Origin of the sequence: Streptomyces sp. NPDC021115, assembly GCF_044333065.1 — a bacterium.
GTDB lineage: Bacteria > Actinomycetota > Actinomycetes > Streptomycetales > Streptomycetaceae > Streptomyces.
This window is the reverse complement of sequence record NZ_JBIRQF010000006.1, coordinates 31,594-51,760: the sequence shown is the minus strand read 5'-3', so window position 1 is coordinate 51,760 and position 20,167 is coordinate 31,594. Positions and strand designations below refer to the sequence as shown.

Genomic DNA, 20,167 nt, shown 5'->3' with positions numbered 1-20,167 from the left:
TCGCGTTCAGCCGTTGCCGAACCTCTTGTCGATGAAGTCGAAGAGTTCGTCATCGCTGACCTCTTCGAACGCGTCCGACTCGGCGTCCGGCCCGTCGTCGTCCGCGGTGCGACGCACGTCGTGCCACTTCGCCAGCAGGGTCTGCAGGCGCACCGCGATGTTCGCATGCGCGGCCTCGTCGCCCGCGACCGCCGCCAGATCCTGCGGCGTCAGCGAGGACAGGCTGTTCTCCAGCCGCTCCAGCTCGTCCGCGAGGGACATTCCGCTGTCCGCGGCGTCCGGCGCCACCTCGTGGCGCAGCTGCCGGGCGAGCGCCATCGGCGTCGGGTAGTCGTACACCAGCGTCGCCGTCAGCTTCAGCCCGGTGGCCGCGTTGAGCCGGTTCCGCAGCTCCACGGCCGTCAGCGAGTCGAAGCCCAGCTCCTTGAACGCCTGCTCGGCGCCCACTTGCTCCTTCGACGCATAGCCCAGGACGGCGGCCACCTGGCGGCGCACCAGGTCGAGCACGGTCCGCTCCTGCTGGGCCTCCGACTGCCGCTCCAGCTGCCGCGCCAGGGTGTCGGCCTCGGCGGCCGCTTGGGCGACGGCCGGAGCACCGCTGTCGGCGGCCCGCCGCACCGGGGTGCGCACCAGACCGCGGTAGAGCGGCAGCAGCTCCCCGGCGGAGGCGGCGCCGCGCAGCGCCGCCAGGTCCAGCCGTACGGGCACCAGCACCGGCGCGTCGGGCACCGCGTGGGCCGCGTCGAACAGGGCCAGGCCCTCCTCGGCGGACAGCGGCAGCACACCGCCGCGCGCCGCGCGCTTCAGGTCGGCCGCGCCGATCCTGCCGCCCATGCCCCGCTCCTCGGCCCACATGCCCCATACGAGGGACTGCGCGGTACGGCCGGTGGCGCGGCGGTGTCCGGCGAGCGCGTCGAGGAACACGTTCGCCGCCGCGTAGCCGCCCTGGCCCGCGCCGCCGATCGTCCCGGCCGCGGCCGAGAAGAGCACGAACGCGGACAGGTCCAGATCGCGGGTCAGCTCGTGCAGATTGACCGCCGCGTCGACCTTCGGCCGCAGCACGCGGTCCACCCGCTCCGGCGTCAGCATGTCGATGACACCGTCGTCGAGGACGCCCGCGGTGTGCACCACGGCCGTCAGCGGACGCTCCGCCGGAATCCCGGCCAGCAGCCCGGCCAGCGCCTCCCGGTCGGCCGCGTCGCACGCGACGACCGTGGCCTCCGCGCCCGACTCGGCCAGTTCCGCCGTCAGTTCGGCCATGCCCTCGGCGGCGGGGCCGCTCCGGCTGGTCAGCAGCAGATGGCGGGCGCCGTGGACGGTGGCCAGGTGGCGGGCGACCAGCCTGCCCAGACCACCGGTGGCGCCGGTGATCAGGACGGTGCCCTCGGGGTCGATGGCGCCCCGTACCGGCTCGGTGGCCGGGGCCTCGACCCGGGCCAGCCGCGGCGCGTACGCCGCCCCCGCGCGCAGCGCGATCTCGGGCTCGCCCGAGTCCAGCGCCGCCGCGATCGCCGGGTACGACACCTCGCCGTCGACGTCGAGCAGCACGAACTGGCCGGGGTTCTCGGTCTGTGCGGACCGCAGCAGGCCCCACACGGGCGCGTTCGCCAGGTCGATGACCTCGGTGTCCCCGGCCGCGGCGACCGCGCCACGGGTGACCAGCACCAGCCGGGCACCGCCGGGCCTGCCGCCGTTCAGCCACTCCTGGACCAGGCCGAGGGCCCGGTGGGTGGCCGCGTGGGCGTCCGCCACCAGACCGTTGCCGCGGTCGGTGCCGGTCTCGGGCAGGAAGGGCACCAGGACCGTGTCCGGCGCCGTGCCGTCCGCAGCGTTGAGTGCTACGAGGTCGTCGTGGACCGTGGCGGTGTGCCCGGCCGCGTCGAGGGCGACGCTCAGCTTGAGGTCATCGCCACCGACCACGGCGAAGCCCGCCGCAGGTGCTTCCGAAGCCGCCGTCACCGGGGCCCAGTCGACCCGGAACAACGTGTCCCGGCGCCCGGACGCCGCCGACGCTCCGGCGATCCGGTCCACGTCCAGCGGCTCGGCGGCCAGCGCGTCCACCGACGCTACGAGCGCACCCGTCTCGTCGGCCGCCACCAGTCGCGTCGTGCCGTCCGCGGCCGGGGTGAGCCGTACGCGCAGCGCCTCGGCGCCCACCGCGTACAGGCTCAGCCCCCGCCACGACGCCGCCACCGCGGCGCCGTTCACGCCCAGCCCCAGCGGCTGGAGCGCACCGTCCAGCAGGGCCGGATGCAGCGCGAAGCGGGCGGCGTCCGCCTGCCGCTCCTCGCCGATACGGACCTCCGCGTACAGCTCCTCGCCGCGCCGCCACACCTGGCGCAGGCTCTGGAACGCCGGGCCGTGCAGCAGCCCGGCGCGGGCCATGTCCGCGTACAGGGCGCCGGTGTCGACCGGTTCGGCGTCGGCGGGCGGCCATACGGCGAACGCGCCCGCTTCGGCGGCGGCGTGGCCCTCGGCCGTTCCGAGAACACCACCGGCGTGCCGCGTCCACGGCTGGTCGGACTCCGCACCCTCCGGGCGCGAGTACACCGCCAGCGGGCGGCGCCCCTCACCGTCGGGTTCACCGACCGACACCCGCAGCTGCACCCCGCCGCGCTCCGGCAGGGTCAGCGGCTCCTCAAGGGCCAGCTCATCGACCCGGTCACAGCCCACCTGGTCCCCGGCGCGCACCGCCAGCTCCACGAAAGCGGAGCCCGGCAGCACGGCCGTATCGGCGACCGTGTGGTCCGCCAGCCAGGAGTGCGACGCGAGGGCGAGCCGCCCGGAGAAGAGGAACGCGTCCGCGTCGGGCAGCTCCACCGCCGCACCCAGCAGCGGATGACCGGCCGAGCCGAGCCCGGCCGAGGCCACCTCGTCCAGGGTGAGCAGCGCGTCGACCCAGTAGCGGCTGCGCTGGAACGCGTACGTCGGCAGGCCGACCTTTCGCGCGCCCGTACCGGCGAAGTACGCCTCCCAGTCGAGCGCCACGCCACGGACATGCGCCCGTGCGAGGGCCGTCGTCAGCGCCTCGGCCTCGGGGCGGTCCTTGCGGCAGACCGAGACGAAGGCGGCCTCGTCGTCGCCGGTCACGCACTCCTGCGCCATGGCGGTGAGCACCCCGTCGGGGCCCAGCTCGACGTACGTGGTGACGCCCTGCGCTTCGAGCGTGCGCACACCGTCGAGGAAGCGGACCGCCTCGCGGACGTGCCGCACCCAGAAGTCCGGGCTGGCGATCTCCTCGGCGGAGACGATGTCCCCGGTGAGGTTGGAGACGATCGGGATGCTCGGGGCCTCGTAGATCAGCAACTGCGCGACCTCGCGGAACGCTTCCAGCATGTCGTCCATGCGGGGCGAGTGGAAGGCGTGGCTGACCGTGAGGCGCTTGGTCTTGTGGCCCTGCGCCTCGAAGAACGCCGCGATCTGCACGGCGTCATCCTCGTCACCCGCGATGACCACCGAGGTCGGCCCGTTGAGGGCGGCGATGCTGACGCGCTCGGTGAGCAGCGGCACCACCTCGTCCTCGGACGCCTGCACGGCGATCATCGCGCCACCGGCGGGCAGCTCCTGCATGAGACGCCCGCGCGCGGCCACCAACTTCGCCGCGTCGGCGAGGGACAGCACCCCGGCCACATGCGCGGCGGCCAACTCGCCTATGGAATGCCCGGACAGGAAGTCCGCCTTCACACCCCACGCTTCGACCAGCCGGAACAGCGCCACCTCGACCGCGAACAACGCGGGCTGGGTGAAACCGGTCTGATCCAGCGCGGCGGCATCGTCCCCGAACAGGACATCGCGCAGCGGCCGTTCCAGGTGTGCGTCCAAGTGGGCGCACACCTCGTCCAGTGCGTCCGCGAAGACCGGGTACGCCTCGTACAGCTCGCGGCCCATGCCGAGCCGCTGGCTGCCCTGCCCCGTGAACAGGAACGCCACCTTGCCACCGGCCACCGAGCCCTCGACCAGACCGGCCACCTCGGACTCGCCGCGCGCCAGCGCCGCGAGACCGGCCAGCAGCCCGTCCGCGCCGTCGGCGGTGACCACGGCCCGGTGGTCCATGGCGGTGCGGGTCGTGGCCAGTGAATAGGCCACGTCCGTGGGTGCGGCGTCGCCGCCGAGGTGGGCCAGCAGCCGTGCGGCCTGACCCCGTACGGCGGCCCGGGACTTGCCGGACAGCACCCACGGCACCGTCGGCGGCTCCGCCACCGGACCGGCGGCGGGTGCCTCCTCCGGGGCCGGGGCCTGCTCGACGATGGTGTGGGCGTTGGTGCCGCTGATGCCGAACGAGGAGATACCCGCACGGCGCAGGCGGCCCGTCTCCGGCCACTCCCGCGCCTCGGTCAGCAGCTCCAGCTCACCGGCGGACCAGTCGACGTGCGGCGTCGGCTCGTCCACGTGCAGCGTCTGCGGCAGCACGCCGTGCTGCAACGCCAGCACCATCTTCATCACGCCCGCCACACCGGCGGCGGCCTGCGTGTGGCCGATGTTGGACTTGATGGAGCCGAGCAGCAGCGGCCGGCCCTCGGAGCGGTCCTGACCGTAAGTGGCCAGCAGCGCCTGCGCCTCGATCGGGTCGCCCAGCGTCGTACCGGTGCCATGGGCCTCGACCGCGTCCACCTCGGACGCCGTCAGCCCGGCCCCGGCCAGCGCCTGACGGATGACACGCTGCTGCGACGGACCGTTGGGCGCCGTCAGACCATTCGACGCGCCGTCCTGGTTGATCGCGCTGCCACGCACCGTCGCCAGCACCGTGTGCCCGTTACGACGGGCATCGGACAGCCGCTCCACGAGCAGCATCCCGACGCCCTCGCCCCAGCCGGTGCCATCCGCACCCGCCGCGAACGCCTTGATACGGCCGTCCGCCGCCAACCCACGCTGACGGCTGAAGTCCACGAACGAACCCGGCGTCGACATCACCGTCACACCACCGGCCAACGCCAACGAACACTCACCGGCACGCAACGCCTGAATCGCCCAGTGCAACGCCACCAGCGACGACGAACACGCCGTGTCCACCGTCACCGCCGGACCCTCAAGACCCAGCGCGTACGACACCCGACCGGACAACACGCTGGCCGCGTTGCCCGTCCCCATGAACCCGTCGCCGCTGTCCTGCGAGTTGAGGACGAGGGACAGGTAGTCCTGGCCGTTCGTACCGGCGAACACGCCGACCTGCTGGCCGCGCAGCGTCGTCGGATCGATACCCGCCCGCTCGAACGCCTCCCACGACGTCTCCAGAAGCAACCGCTGCTGCGGATCCATCGCAAGCGCCTCACGCGGCGAGATCCCGAAGAACGCGGCGTCGAAGTCCCCGGCGTCGGCCAGGAATCCGCCTTCGCGGACGTAGGTGGCGTACTCGGCGCCCGGCTCCGGGTCGTACAGCGACTCGATGTCCCAGCCACGGTCGGCGGGGAAGTCCGCCACCGCGTCCTGCCCGGTGGACAGCAGCCGCCACAGCTCCTCGGGCGAGTCCACCCCGCCGGGGAAGCGGCAGCTCATGCCCACGATCGCGATCGGATCGTCGTGCACGGAAACGGCGGAGGCGACGACGGCGGTGTCGGCCGCGCCCTCCTCGCCCAGGATCTCCGTACGGAGGTGGGCGGCGAGCGCCGAGGACGTCGGGTAGTCGTAGACCAGGGTGGGCGGCAGCCGCAGCCCGGTCACGGTGTTGAGGCGGTTGCGCAGCTCGACGGCGGTCAGCGAGTCGAAGCCCAGCTCGCTGAACGCCCGGCTCGCCTCCACCGCCTCCGCGTCGGCGTGGCCCAGTACGTCCGCCACGGCGGAGCGCACCAGGTCCAGCAGGACGCCCTCGCGCTCCGCCGCCGGAACGCCCGCGAGCCGCTGCGCGAGCGCGGACTCGCCGCCGCCAGCGGTACCGGCCGTCTGCCCGGCCGCGGCCTCCAGCGCAGTACGCGCCTCGGGCAGGTCCCGCAGCAGCGGGCTCGGCCGGGACGCGGCGAAGCCGGGGGCCAGCCGCGCCCAGTCGATGTCCGCGACCATCACGGTCGTCTCGTCCAGGTCAAGGGCCCGCTGGAGCGCTGCGACGGCCAGGTCGGCCGCCATCGGCGGCACACCGCCGCGGCGCATGCGCTGCTCCAGCGCGTCGTCCGCGGCCATACCGCCCTCGGCCCACGGGCCCCACGCCACCGAGGTGGCGGGCAGGCCCTCGGCGCGGCGCCGCTCGGCGAGCGCGTCCAGGAAGGCGTTCGCGGCGGCGTAGTTGGCCTGGCCAGCGGCGCCCATGGAACCGGCGAACGAGGAGAAGAGGACGAAGGCGGTGAGGTCCAGGTCCCGCGTCACCTCGTGCAGGTTGGCGGCCGCGTCGGCCTTCGCGCGCAGCACGGTGGCGAAACGCTCGGGGGTCAGCGACTCCAGTACGCCGTCGTCCAGCACACCGGCCGCGTGCACGACCGCCGTCAGCGGCAGCTCGGCCGGAAGCCCGGCCACCAGCGCGGCCAGCGCGTCACGGTCGGCGGCGTCGCAGGCCGCGACCGTGATCCGGGCGCCCTGCGCGGTGAGTTCGTCCCGCAGCTCGGCCGCGCCGGGAGCGTCGAGGCCCCGGCGGCTGGTGAGCACCACGTGCTCGGCGCCGTTGCCGATCAGCCAGCGGGCCACGTGCGCGCCCAACGCGCCCGTACCGCCGGTGACCAGCACGGATCCCGCGCCCGGCCGCCACTCGCGGCCGTGCGTCTCCCCGGTGGCACGGGTCAGGCGACGGCCGAAGACACCGGAGGCGCGCACCGCCACCTGGTCCTCGCCCTCGGCGCCGTTGCCCCCGGCCAGCACGCCCGCCAGCCGCGACAGCGCCCGGTCGTCCGCCGTCTCCGGCAGATCGACGAGCCCGCCCCAGCGTTCGGCCAGTTCGAGGGCGGCGACCCGGCCCAGGCCCCAGACCCGCGCCTGCCACGGGTCCACCGGACCGTCGGACCGGCCGGTGGAGACCGCGCCACGCGTGGCCACCCACAGCGGCCCGGTCACGCCCAGGTCGCCCAGCGCCTGCGCCAGGGCGGCCGTACGGAGCAGTCCGTCGGCGCCCCCGGCGAGGGACGGCAGTGCGAACACACCGGCCACCGGCGCGTCGGCGACCGCCTCGCGCAGCAGCTCGGCCATGTCCGTGCGGTCCCCTGCGGTCAGCTCGACGCGCTGGACCTCGGCGCCGCGCGCGGACAGCGTCCGTACGACACCCTCGGCCCAGACGTCATCCGCCCCGTCAGCGGGCGCCACGACCAGCCACCGGCCGCTCAGCGTCCCCGCGCCACGGGTCGGCGTCACCGGCTTCCAGCTCACCTGGTAGCGCCAGGCGTCCACGGTGGACCGCTCGCCCTGGCGGCGCCGCCACGAGGACAGCATCGGCAGGACGGCGCCCAGCGAGGACAGCTCGTCCGCGCCCTCGGACCGGAGCGTCCCGGCAAGGGCCTCCAGATCCTCACGCTCCACGGCCTCCCAGAACCGGGCGTCCACGGAATCCATCGCCGCGGCGGCCTCGCGGACCTCCTCCGGGTCCTCCACCCAGAAGCGCTGCCGCTGGAAGGCGTAGGTCGGCAGCTCGACCCGCGCGGGGCCCGTACGGGAGAAGAAGGCCCGCCAGTCCAGGGCGACACCCCGGGTGTGGAGGGCTGCCAGCGCACCGGTCAGCGACTCGGGCTCGGCACGCCCCTTGCGCAGCGCGGGAACAAACGCCGCATCGGCACCGGTCGCGCACTCCTGCGCCATGGCGGTGAGCACACCGTCCGGGCCCAGCTCCACGAACGTGGTAACGCCCTGAGCCTCCAGAGCACGCACACCGTCGAGGAAGCGCACGGCCTCACGGACATGGCGCACCCAGAAGTCCGGGCTGGTGATCTCCTCGGCGGACACCACGGCGCCCGTCAGATTCGACACGATCGGAATGCGCGGAGCCTCGTAGGTCAGCCCCTGCGCGACCTCGTGGAACGCGTCCAGCATCCCGTCCATGCGGGGCGAGTGGAACGCGTGGCTCACGGTGAGCCGCTTGGTCTTACGACCCTGCTGCTCAAAGCCCGCCGCGATCGCGACAGCCGCGTCCTCGTCACCCGCGATGACGACCGACGTCGGGCCATTCACAGCGGCGATGCTCACCAGGTCGGTGAGCAGCGGCGCCACCTCGTCCTCCGACGCCTGCACCGCGATCATCGCGCCACCGGCGGGCAGCTCCTGCATCAGACGACCGCGCGCGGCCACCAGCTTCGCCGCGTCGCCAAGCGACAGCACGCCCGCCACATGCGCGGCGGCGATCTCGCCGATGGAGTGCCCGGACAGGAAGTCCGCACGCGCACCCCACGCCTCGACCAGCCGGAACAGCGCCACCTCGACCGCGAACAGCGCGGGCTGGGTGAAACCGGTCCGGTCCAGCACCGAGGCGTCGTCCCCGAACAGCACCGTCTTCAAGGGCTGTTCGAGGTGCCGGTCCAGCTCATCGCATACGGCGTCCAGCGCCTCCGCGAACACCGGGTACGCGTCGTACAGCTCACGGCCCATCCCGAGCCGCTGGCTGCCCTGCCCCGTGAACAGGAACGCCACCTTGCCCTCGGACACCGAGCCTTCGACCAGGCCGGGGGCCGACTCGCCACGCGCCAGGGCGTCCAGAGCGGCGGCCCGGTCCTCGCCGACGACCACCGCGCGCCGCTCCAGCGCCGCCCGGCCGGTCGCCAGGGCGTAGCCGATGTCCGTGGCGTCCAGGCCGGGATGGGCGCCGAGGTGGTCCAGAAGCCGTGCGGCCTGGCCGCGCAGCGCGGCCCCGGACTTGCCCGAGAGCACCCACGGCACCGTTGGCAGCGCCACATCGGAAGCCGGGGCCGCTGCCACGGCCGGGGGCTGCTCCAGGATGGTGTGCGCGTTCGTGCCGCTCACGCCGAACGACGACACGGCCGCCCGGCGCGGTCGGCCGAGTTCCGGCCACGGCCGGGCGTCGGCCAGCAGCTCGACGTCGCCCGACGCCCAGTCCACATGCGGGGTGGGCTCGTCCAGATGGAGCGTCCGCGGCAGCACCCCGTGGCGCATCGCCATGATCATCTTGATGACGCCCGCGACACCGGCCGCCGCCTGGGCGTGGCCGATGTTCGACTTGAGGGAGCCCAGCCACAGCGGCTGCCCCTCCGGCCGCCCACGGCCGTACGTGGCGAGCAGCGCCTGCGCCTCGATCGGGTCGCCCAGCTTCGTCCCCGTACCGTGCGCCTCGATCACGTCGACATCGGCGGTGGTGAGCCGGGCGCTGGTGAGCGCGTCGCGGATGACGCGCTGCTGGGACGGGCCGTTGGGCGCCGTCAGGCCGTTCGACGCGCCGTCCTGGTTGATGGCGCTGCCGCGTACGACCGCCAGCACCGGGTGGCCGTTGCGGCGCGCGTCCGACAGCCGCTCCACGAGCAGCATGCCCGCGCCCTCGGCCCAGCCCGTGCCGTCCGCCGAGGCCGCGAAGGACTTGCAGCGGCCGCTGGTCGACAGACCGCCCTGGCGGCTGAAGTCGATGAAGGTCTCCGGGGTGGCCATGACGGTGACGCCACCGGCCAGGGCGAGCGAGCACTCGCCGTTGCGCAGCGCCTGCGCGGCCAGGTGCAGGGCCACCAGCGACGAGGAGCATGCGGTGTCGATGGTGACCGCCGGGCCTTCGAGCCCGAAGGTGTAGGCGACCCGGCCGGAGGCGACACTGCCCGCGGAGCCGGTGCCCAGATAGCCCTCAAGACCCTCGGGGACGGCGTTCAGACGGGACAGATAGTCGTGGTACATGACGCCCGCGAAGACACCGGTCCTGCTGCCGCGCGCCGTCGCCGGGTCGATCCCCGCCCGCTCGAACGCCTCCCACGACGTCTCCAGCAGCAGCCGCTGCTGCGGGTCCATGGCAAGGGCCTCACGCGGCGAGATCCCGAAGAAGTCCGGGTCGAACTCGGCCGCGTCGTGGAGGAAGCCGCCCTGGCCCGTGGTGCTGGTGCGCGCGGTGCCGGGGTCGTCGCTCAGCAGCCCTTCCAGGTCCCAGCCACGGTCGGCCGGGAAGTCGGAGACGGCGTCCACGGAGCCCATGACGAGCTGCCACAGCTCCTCGGGGGTCGTGACCCCGCCCGGGTAGCGGCAGCTCATCCCGACGATGGCGATCGCGTCGTCGTCGGCGGCGGCCACGGTCGGCACCAAGGCTGCCGCGCCCTCGTCCGCCTGATCGCCCACCAGCTCGGTCCGCAGATGGCGGGCGAGGACCGTCGGGTCCGGGTAGTCGAAGACCAGGGTGGCGGGCAGCCGCAGTCCGGTCACCGTGTTGAGGTGGTTGCGCAGTTCGACCGCGGTCAGCGAGTCGAAGCCCAACTCCTTGAACGCCCGCGCCGATCCGATGGTCTCCGCGCCCGCGTACCCGAGCACCGTCGCCACCTGCGCACGGACCAGGTCCAGCAGCAGCCGCTCCTGCTCCGGCTCCGACAGCCCCGAGAGCCGCCGCGTCAGGTCCGACTCGACCGCCCCGGCGACGGCTTCCACCGCACGCCGCGCCGGTACCCGCACCAGGCCGCGCAGCAGCGGCGAGACGGCGCCCGCCGCGGCCTGCGTGCGCAGGCCAGGGAGATCCACGCGCATCGGCACCAGGGACGCTTCGCCCACGGACAGCGCGGTGTCGAACAGCGCCAGGCCCTCCGCCACGGGCAGCGGGGGAAGTCCGGCCCGCCGCATCCGGGCGATGTCGGCCTCGTCGAGCGTGCCGCCCATGCCGCCACCGGCCCACAGGCCCCACGCCAGGGAGGTGCCGGGCAGGCCACGCGCCGCGCGGTGCTGCGCCAGCGCGTCCAGGAAGGCGTTGGCGGCGGCGTAGTTGCCCTGCCCCGGGCTGCCGAACACCGCGGCCACCGACGAGAACAGCACGAACGCCGTCAGGTCCAGGTCCTGGGTCAGCTCGTGCAGATTCCAGGCCGCGTCCACCTTCGGACGCAGGACCCCCGCCAGCCGCTCCGGCGTCAGGGACCCGATCACACCGTCGTCCAGCACACCGGCGGTGTGGACCACGCCGGTCAGCGGATGACCGGCCGGAACCGCCGCCAGCACCTCGGCCAGCGCGTCCCGGTCCGCCACGTCACACGCCGCCCAGCGCACCTCCGCGCCCGCCTCGGCCAGCTCGGCGCTCAGCTCCGCGGCGCCGGGCGCCGCCTCGCCACGTCGGCTCACCAGCAGCAGATGCCGTACGCCGTGCTCGGCCACCAGACGCCGGGCGAACAGACCGCCCAGCGAACCACCGGCACCGGTGACCAGCACCGTGCCGTCCGGATTCCACTCCGGGGAGCGGCTGTCGGCCCCGGACGTGGCCCGGGCGAGCCGGGGAATCCTGAGCGCCCCCTGCCGTACGGCGATGTCCGGCTCGCCGCTGTCCAGCGCCGCGGGCAGCGCGGCGGACGAGTCCTGATGGCCGTCGACGTCGATGAGGACGAAGCGGTCCGGGTTCTCGGACTGCGCCGAACGCAGCAGGCCCCGCACCGTGGCGCCCGCCAGGTCCGCCACCGGCTCACCGGCCTCGGTGGCCAGCGCCCCCGACGTCAGCACCGCAAGCCGCGCGTCCGCGAACCGCTCGTCGTCCAGCCATGCCCGTACCAGCGCCAGCGCCTCGGCGGCGGCCCGGTGCGCGGCACCTGCCGCGTCCGTGCCGCCGCGTGCGGACGGTGCCGCCAGCACGACCCGTGGTACGGCCGCACCGGCCTCGATCGCCGCGGTCAGCTCCGCGAGGTCGGCGTACGCCGCAACATCGGCGCCCACGCCCGCCGCGTCACGTACGAGGTCGTCGGAGCCCAGCACCGCCCACCGGTCGCCACCGTCCGTACCGGCCACACCCGCCAGTTCGGTCCACTCCAGGCGGAACAGCGATTCGTGGTGCTCCGTACGCGCGCTCCGCAGCTGCTCGGCCGAAACCGGACGCAGCCTCAGCGCCTCCACCGCGGCAACCGGCACCCCGGCCGTGTCCGCGATCTCCAGCCGCACCCCGTCGCCGCCCGCGGGCGTCAGCCGCACCCGCAGCGCCGCGGCACCGCTCGCGTACAGCGACACCCCGCTCCACGCGAAGGGCAGCCGCCCCTCTCCATCGGTGTTGCCCAGCCCTTCGAGCCCCACGGCGTGCAGCGCCGAATCCAGCAGCGCCGGATGCAGACCGAACCGGCCCGCCTCCTCCACCGCGTCCTCGGGCAGCGTCACCTCGGCGAAGATCTCACCGTCGCGCTGCCACGCCCTGCGCAGCCCCTGGAACACCGGCCCATACGCGAAGCCGATGTCCCGCAGGCCCTCATAGCGGCCGTCGATCTCCACCTCGACCGCGTCCGCCGGAGGCCACACGCTCAACTCGAAGGAAGCTTCCGGTCGGCCACCGGGCGACAGCACACCACTGGCGTGCCGCGTCCACGGCTCCTCGGCCGACAGACCCTCCTGACGGGAGTGCAGCGACAGCGACCGCCGCCCCGCGTCGTCGGCGGCGCCGACGGCGAGCCGCAGCTGCACACCGCCCTGTTCGGGCAGGGCCAGCGGCACTTCCAGCGTCAGCTCTTCCAGATGGTCGCACCCCACCTGGTCACCGGCCCTGACCGCCAGTTCCACCAGCGCCGTGCCCGGCAGCAGAACCGTGTCCAGGATGGTGTGCTCGGCCAGCCACGGATGAGTGGCCAGCGACAGTCGGCCGGTGAACAGCGTCCCGTCCACGTCCGGCAGCTCGGCGGTCGCCGCCAGGAGCGGATGCCCCGCCTCGCCCAGGCCCACGGCGGCCACATCGCCGAAGAACAGCGACGACACCCGCGGCCAGAACCGCTGCCGCTGGAACGCGTACGTCGGCAGCTCGACCCGCGTCGCACCCTTACCGGCGTAGAACGCGGTCCAGTCCACCGCGACGCCACGGACATGCGCCCGCGCCACGGCGGTGGTCAGCGCCTCGGCCTCGGGACGGTCCTTGCGCAACGCGGTGATGAACGCCGCGTCCTCACCGGTCACGCACTCCTGCGCCATCGCGGTGAGCACACCGTCCGGGCCCAGCTCCACGAACGTGGTAACGCCCTGAGCCTCCAGAGCACGCACACCATCGAGGAAACGCACGGCCTCACGGACATGGCGCACCCAGAAATCCGGGCTGGTGATCTCCTCGGCGGACACCACGGCACCGGTCAGATTCGACACGATGGGGATGAGGGGAGCCTCGTACGTCAGCCCCTGTGCGACCTCGCGCAACGCGTCCAACATGCCGTCCATGCGCGGGGAGTGGAACGCGTGGCTCACGGTGAGCCGCTTGGTCTTACGACCCTGCTGCTCAAAGCCCGTCGCGACCGCGACAGCCGCGTCCTCGTCACCCGCGATGACCACCGACGTCGGGCCATTCACCGCGGCGATGCTCACGCGCTCGGTGAGCAGCGGCTTGACCTCGTCCTCGGACGCCTGGACGGCGATCATCGCGCCACCGGCCGGGAGTTCCTGCATCAGACGGCCACGCGCGGCCACCAGCTTCGCGGCGTCCGTCAGCGAGAGCACACCCGCCACATGCGCGGCAGCCAGCTCACCGATGGAGTGCCCGGAGAGGAAGTCCGGCGTCAGGCCCCACGTCTCCACCAGCCGGAACAGCGCCACCTCGATGGCGAACAGCGCGGGCTGGGTGAAACCGGTCCGGTCCAGCGCCTCGGAGTCGTCCCCGAACAGCACATCCCGCAGCGGCCGCGCCAGATGAGCGTCCAGCTCCGCGCACACCTCGTCCAGCGCGTCCGCGAACACCGGATACGCCTCGTACAGCTCACGGCCCATCCCCAGCCGCTGACTGCCCTGACCCGTGAACAGGAACGCCACCCGGCCACCGGTCGCCGACCCCTGGACCAGCCCGGCCGCCGACTCACCACGCGCCAGCGCCTCCAGACCGGCCAGCAGACCGTCCCGGTCCTCCGCGACCAGCGCCGCCCGCTCGTCGAGCGCCGACCGGCCGACGGCCAGGGAGAAACCGAGGTCCACCAACCGGACCCCGTCCTCCTCCACGAGATGATCGCGCAGCCGCTCGGCCTGCGCCCGCAGCGCCTCCGGCGTCTTGCCCGAGAGGACCACCGGCAGCGCACCGTCCGCCTCCCCGGTCACCGACCCGGCCGACGCGACCTCGGCCACCGGCGCCTGCTCCAACACCGCATGCGCATTGGTGCCGCTGAAGCCGAACGAGGAGACGCCCGCACGACGCGGCTGTCCGGTCTCCGGCCACAACTCGTTCTCGGACAGCAACTCGATGTCGCCCGCCGACCAGTCCACATGCGGCGACGGCTCATCCACATGCAGGGTCCGCGGCAGCACACCGTGCCGCATGGCCAGCACGACCTTCATCACACCGGCAACGCCCGCGGCCGCCTGCGTGTGGCCGAGGTTCGACTTCACCGACCCCAGCCGCAACGGCCGGTCCGCGTCCCGGTCCTGGCCGTACGTGGCGAGCAGCGCCTGCGCCTCGATCGGGTCGCCCAGCGCCGTACCCGTACCGTGCGCCTCGACCACGTCCACGTCGGAGGCCGACAGACCCGCGTTGGCCAGCGCCGCACGGATCACCCGCTGCTGCGACGGGCCGTTGGGCGCCGTCAGACCGTTCGAGGCACCGTCCTGATTGACCGCCGTACCGCGCACCACCGCGAGCACCGGGTGGCCGTTGCGCCGGGCGTCCGACAGCCGCTCGACCAGCAGCATGCCGACGCCCTCACCCCACCCCGTGCCATCCGCACTCGCCGCGAACGCCTTGACCCGGCCGTCCTGCGCGAGTCCGCGCTGACGGCTGAACTCGATGAACGCGCCAGGGGTGGACATCACGGTCACACCACCGGCCAGAGCCATCGAGCACTCACCGGCCCGCAGCGCCTGGACCGCCGTGTGCAGGGCGACCAACGAGGAGGAGCAGGCGGTGTCGATGGTGAGGGCCGGGCCCTCCAGACCGAAGGTGTACGCCAGTCGGCCCGAGATCACACTGGCCGCGTTGCCCGTACCCACATGGCCGTCGATGCCGTCCTGCTCACCGCCCAGCAGCACCGACAGATAGTCCTGGCCATTGGTGCCGACGAAGACACCGGCCGCCGAACCGCGCAGCGTCGCCGGGTCGATCCCGGCCCGCTCGAACGCCTCCCACGACGTCTCCAGCAGCAGCCGCTGCTGCGGATCCATCGCCAGCGCCTCACGCGGCGAGATGCCGAAGAAGCCGGGGTCGAAGTCCGCCGCGTCGTCGAGGAAACCGCCGTCCCGGGCGTACGAGGTGCCCGGCTGATCCGGGTCCGGGTGGTACAGCGCCTCCAGGTCCCAGCCCCGGTCCGCGGGCATGCCCGAGATCGCGTCCGTACCGGACATGAGCAGCTGCCACAGCTCCTCGGGGGTGTTCACACCGCCCGGGAACCGGCAGCTCATCGCCACGATGGCGATCGGCTCGTCATCGGTCACCACGGACCCGGCCACCACCGGGCCCTCGACACCGGCCGCACGCCCGCCGAGAAGCTCGGTGAACAGGTGATCGGCCAGGGCGATCGGGTTCGGGTAGTCGTAGATGAGCGTGGCGGGAAGCCGCAGTTCAGTGGCCGCGTTCAGACCGTTGCGCAGCTCCACCGCGGTCAGCGAGTCAAAGCCGATCTCCCGGAACGCCCGCTCGGCGCTGACCTCCGCCACATCGGCATGGCCCAGGACGCCCGCGACATGCGTACGCACCAGATCCAGCAGCACCCGCTTCCGCTCCGCTTCGGGCAGCCCGAGCAGCCGCTCCGCCAGCGCGGAAGCCGACTCGGCACCGCCCGCACCACGCCCGCCGGAATCGCGTCCGCCGTCGTCCGGCACCGGCGCCAGCTCGGTCAGCAACGGGCTCGGCCGGACCGCGGTGAACGTGGACTGGAAGAGCTCCCAGTCGACATCCGCCACCGTCACGACGGCCTCCGGGCGGGACAGCGCCCGCTGGAGAGCGGTCAGGTTCAGGTCCGGCGCCATCACCCGCAGGCCACGGCGGCGCAGCTGCTCCTCGGCGTCGCCCTCGGCGGCCATACCGCCGTCCGCCCACGGGCCCCAGGCCACGGCGGTGGCGGGCAGGCCACGCGCCCGGCGCCGCTCGGCCAGCGCGTCCAGGAACGCGTTGCCAGCGGAGTACGCGCCCTGGCCGCCGCTGCCCCAGATCCCGGAGATGGAGGAGAAGAGGACGAAGGCGTCCAGGGGGTCGGACGACTCGTCGAAGATGCTGTCGAGGTGGATCGCCCCGGCCGTCTTCGCCTCCACGACGCGGGCCAGCTCCGCCAGGTCCCCGTCGGTGCCGGGCTCCTGGGAGACACCGGCCGCGTGCACCACGGCCCGCACCGGCGCACCGTCCGCCGCAAGCCGTTCCACCAGCGCTTGCAGCGCCGCACGGTCGGCCACATCGCACGCCTCGACGTCCACGACGGTGCCGGTCCCGGACAGCTCGGCCACGAACTCGGCCGCCCCCGGGGCCTCGGGGCCACGGCGGCTGAGCAGCACCAGCCGCTCCGCGCCGTTCCGGGCCAGCCAACGGGCCACATGCTGTCCCAACGCGCCCGTACCGCCGGTCACCAGCACCGTGCCACGCGGCGTCCACGGCTCGGCGGAGGCCACGTCCCGCGGCGCGCGCACCGCACGCCGTACGAAGACCCCGGCAGCGCGGATCGCCACCTGATCCTCGCCGCTCACCCCGGTGAGCACACCCGCGAGCCGGTCCAGCGCACGCCCGTCCAGCGACTCCGGCAGATCGACCAGACCGCCCCACCGCTCGGGCCACCCCAGGCCCACGGCCCGGCCGAAGCCCCAGAGCTGCGCCTGCGTCAGGCTGTCGAGCCGGTCCGCGCCACCGGTCGAGACCGCACCCCGGGTCACCGACCACACCCGCGCCGAGGCATAGGCGTCCTGCTGATCCAGCCCTTCGACCAGCGCACCGGTCAACGCGAGACCGACCGGCACCGCCGGATGGTCCGGATGCGGGCGCTCGTCCAGCCCCAGCAACGACAGGACCCCGGCCACCGGGCCCTCGGCCGCCACCGACGCGAGTCGGTCGGCGAGCAGTTCCACATCGGCATCGGCCGCGTCCAGCTCGGCCCGTACGACCCGCACCCCACGCCGCGCCAGATCGTCGGCCACCGCGGCAACCCAGGCGTCGTCCTCGCGGCCCGCCGGGACCGCCAGCAGCCAGGTGCCCGTGAGGGCGGCCGTCTCCGACGAACCACCCCGAAGGCGGGCCTGGGGCCTCCAGACGACGTTGTAGAGACGACCGTCGACCGTGGACAGTTCCTGCTGTTCACGACGCCACGACGACAGGGCGGGCAGCACCGCGCTCAGCGGCTGATCGCCCTCGACCCGCAGTTCGCCTGCGAGCGCTTCCCAGTCGCCGCGTTCCACCGCCTCCCAGAAGCGTCCTTCGACCACGTTGACGGCCGGGGCTATCGACTCCGCCGCCTCCGGAGGGGCCTCGAGCCAGTACCGGCGGTGCTGGAAGGCGTACGTGGGCAAGTCGACGCGGTGCGCGCCGGTCCCGGCGAAGTACGCGGCCCAGTCCACCTCGGCACCCCGCACATACGCCTGCGCGAGCGCGGCGGTGACGGTCTCGGCCTCGGGACGGTCCTTGCGGCAGGTGGCGGCGAAGGCCGCGTCGCCCTCGGTGAGACAGTCCTGCGCCATGGCGGTGAGCACACCGTCCGGGCCCAGCTCCACGTAGGTGGTGACGCCCTGAGCTTCCAACGTCCGCACGCCATCGAGGAAACGGACGGCCTCGCGGACGTGGCGCACCCAGAAGTCGGCCGTCGTGATCTCCTCAGCGGAGACCACGGCACCGGTCAGGTTCGACACGATCGGGATGCTCGGGGCCTCGTACGACAGCCCCCGCGCGACCTCGCGGAACGCGTCCAGCATCCCGTCCATGCGGGGCGAGTGGAAGGCGTGGCTGACGGTGAGCCGCTTGGTCTTCCGCCCCTGCGCCTCGAAGCCCGCCGCGATCGCGACAGCGGCATCCTCGTCGCCCGCGATCACGACCGATGTCGGGCCGTTCACAGCGGCGATGCTGACGCGCTCGGTGAGGAGCGGCGCCACCTCGTCCTCCGACGCCTGGACGGCCATCATCGCGCCGCCAGCAGGCAGCTCCTGCATCAACCGGCCACGGGCCGCCACCAGCTTGGCCGCGTCCGCGAGCGAGAACACACCCGCCACATGGGCAGCGGCGATCTCACCGATGGAGTGGCCGGAGAGGAAGTCGGGCCGCAGACCCCACGCCTCCGCCAGCCGGAACAGCGCCACCTCGACCGCGAACAGCGCAGGCTGAGTAAATCCGGTCTGATCCAGGACAGCGACGTCATCCCCGAACAGCACACCCTTCAAAGGCCGTTCCAGATGAGCGTCCAGCTCCGCGCACACCGCGTCCAGCACCTCGGCGAACACCGGATACGCCTCGTACAGCTCACGGCCCATCCCCAGCCGCTGGCTCCCCTGCCCCGTGAAGAGGAAGGCGAGCTTTCCGGTCACCGGCGAGCCCTGGATCAGGCCCGCCGCCGGCTGGTCGGCGGCCAGGGCCTCGAGCCGAGTCAGGAAACCGTCCCGGTCGCCCGCGACGATCACCGCGCGGTGCTCGAACGCCGCCCGGGTCGTGGCCAGCGAGTAGGCGATGTCGGGGACGCCGGGCGGGGTGGCCCCGTCCGCGGGGTTCCGCAGGAAGGTGAGCAGCCGTTCGGCCTGGGCGCGTGTGGCCTCGCCGCCACGTCCCGACACCACCCACGGCAGGACGGGGGCCGCCACGGCGGGGGCGGTCTGCTCGGCCGCCGGTTCGGTCTCCGGCGCCTGCTCGATGATGGTGTGGACATTGGTCCCGCTCACGCCGAACGACGAGACACCCGCGCGGCGCGGACGGCCGGTCTCCGGCCACGGCCGGGACTCGGTCAGCAGCGACACCTCACCCGCTGACCAGTCGACGTGCGGCGTGGGCTCGTCCACGTGCAGCGTCTGCGGCAGCACACCGTGCCGCATCGCCATGACCATCTTGATGACGCCGCCGATACCGGCGACGTTCTGGGTGTGGCCGATGTTCGACTTCAAGGAGCCGAGCCACAGCGGCCGCCCCTCCGGCCGGTCCTGCCCATACGTGGCGAGCAGCGCCTGGGCCTCGATCGGGTCGCCCAGCGTCGTCCCCGTACCGTGCGCCTCCACCGCGTCCACGTCGGCGGGGGTGAGGCGGGCGCTCTCCAGTGCCTGGCGGATGACGCGCCGCTGGGAGGGACCGTTCGGCGCGGTCAGACCGTTGCTCGCACCGTCCTGGTTGACGGCCGAACCGCGCACCACCGCCAGCACCTGATGGCCGTTGCGCCGCGCGTCGGACAGCCGCTCCACCAGCAGCACACCGACGCCCTCGGACCAGCCGGTGCCGTCCGCCGCCGCGGCGAAGGACTTGCACCGGCCGTCGGCGGACAGTCCGCGCTGGCGGCTGAACTCCACGAACACGTCCGGGGTGGACAGCACGGTCACGCCCGCCGCCAGGGCGAGCGAACATTCGCTCTGCCGCAGCGCCTGGACCGCCAGGTGCAGCGCGACCGAGGAGGACGAGCAGGCGGTGTCGATGGTGGCCGCCGGGCCCTCAAGACCCAGGGTGTACGAGAGCCGCCCGGACGCGACACTGGCGGCGGTGCCCGTCAGCAGATGCCCCTCGACGCCCTCCGGCAGGTCGTACCCGCCCGCCCCGTACGCCTGCGTCGAGGCGCCCACGAAGACACCGGTCCGGCTGCCCCGCACCGTCGCCGGGTCGATCCCGGCCCGCTCGAACGCCTCCCACGACGTCTCCAGCAGCAGCCGCTGCTGCGGATCCATCGCCATCGCCTCACGCGGCGAGATCCCGAAGAACGCCGGGTCGAACTCCGCAGCGTCGTACAGGAAGCCGCCGCCACGGGCGTAGAAGGTGCCCGCGCGCTCCGGGTCCGGGTCGTACAGCGCCTCCATGTCCCAGCCGCGGTCGGCGGGGAATCCCGAGATGGCGTCCTGACCGCCCGCGACGAGCTGCCACAGCTCCTCGGGGCTGCCGACGCCGCCGGGGAACCGGCAGCTCATGCCGACGATCGCGATCGGTTCCCGGGACGCGTCGGTGAGCTGCTGGTTCTGTCGGCGCAGCCGCTCGGTTTCCTTCAGCGAGGCCCGCAGCGCGTCAACGAGTTTGTCGTTGGGGGTTGTCATCGTGTACTCCGTGCTTTGGGTCCGC

General features: G+C 73.5%; 1 protein-coding gene. It reads right to left on the bottom strand.

Annotated elements, in window-relative coordinates; translation table 11 throughout:
- Positions 1–6: 6 nt before the first annotated feature.
- A complete protein-coding gene (locus ACH4TL_RS20500; RefSeq protein WP_398329210.1) occupies positions 7–20,142 on the bottom strand; it encodes a type I polyketide synthase in 20,136 nt (6,711 codons plus the stop codon).
- Positions 20,143–20,167 lie beyond the last annotated feature (25 nt).

What these genes read in the sequence shown, in the direction of transcription:
- ACH4TL_RS20500 (WP_398329210.1), bottom strand. Translation starts at nt 20,142, where the DNA reads ATGACAACCCCCAACGACAAACTCGTTGACGCGCTGCGGGCCTCGCTG.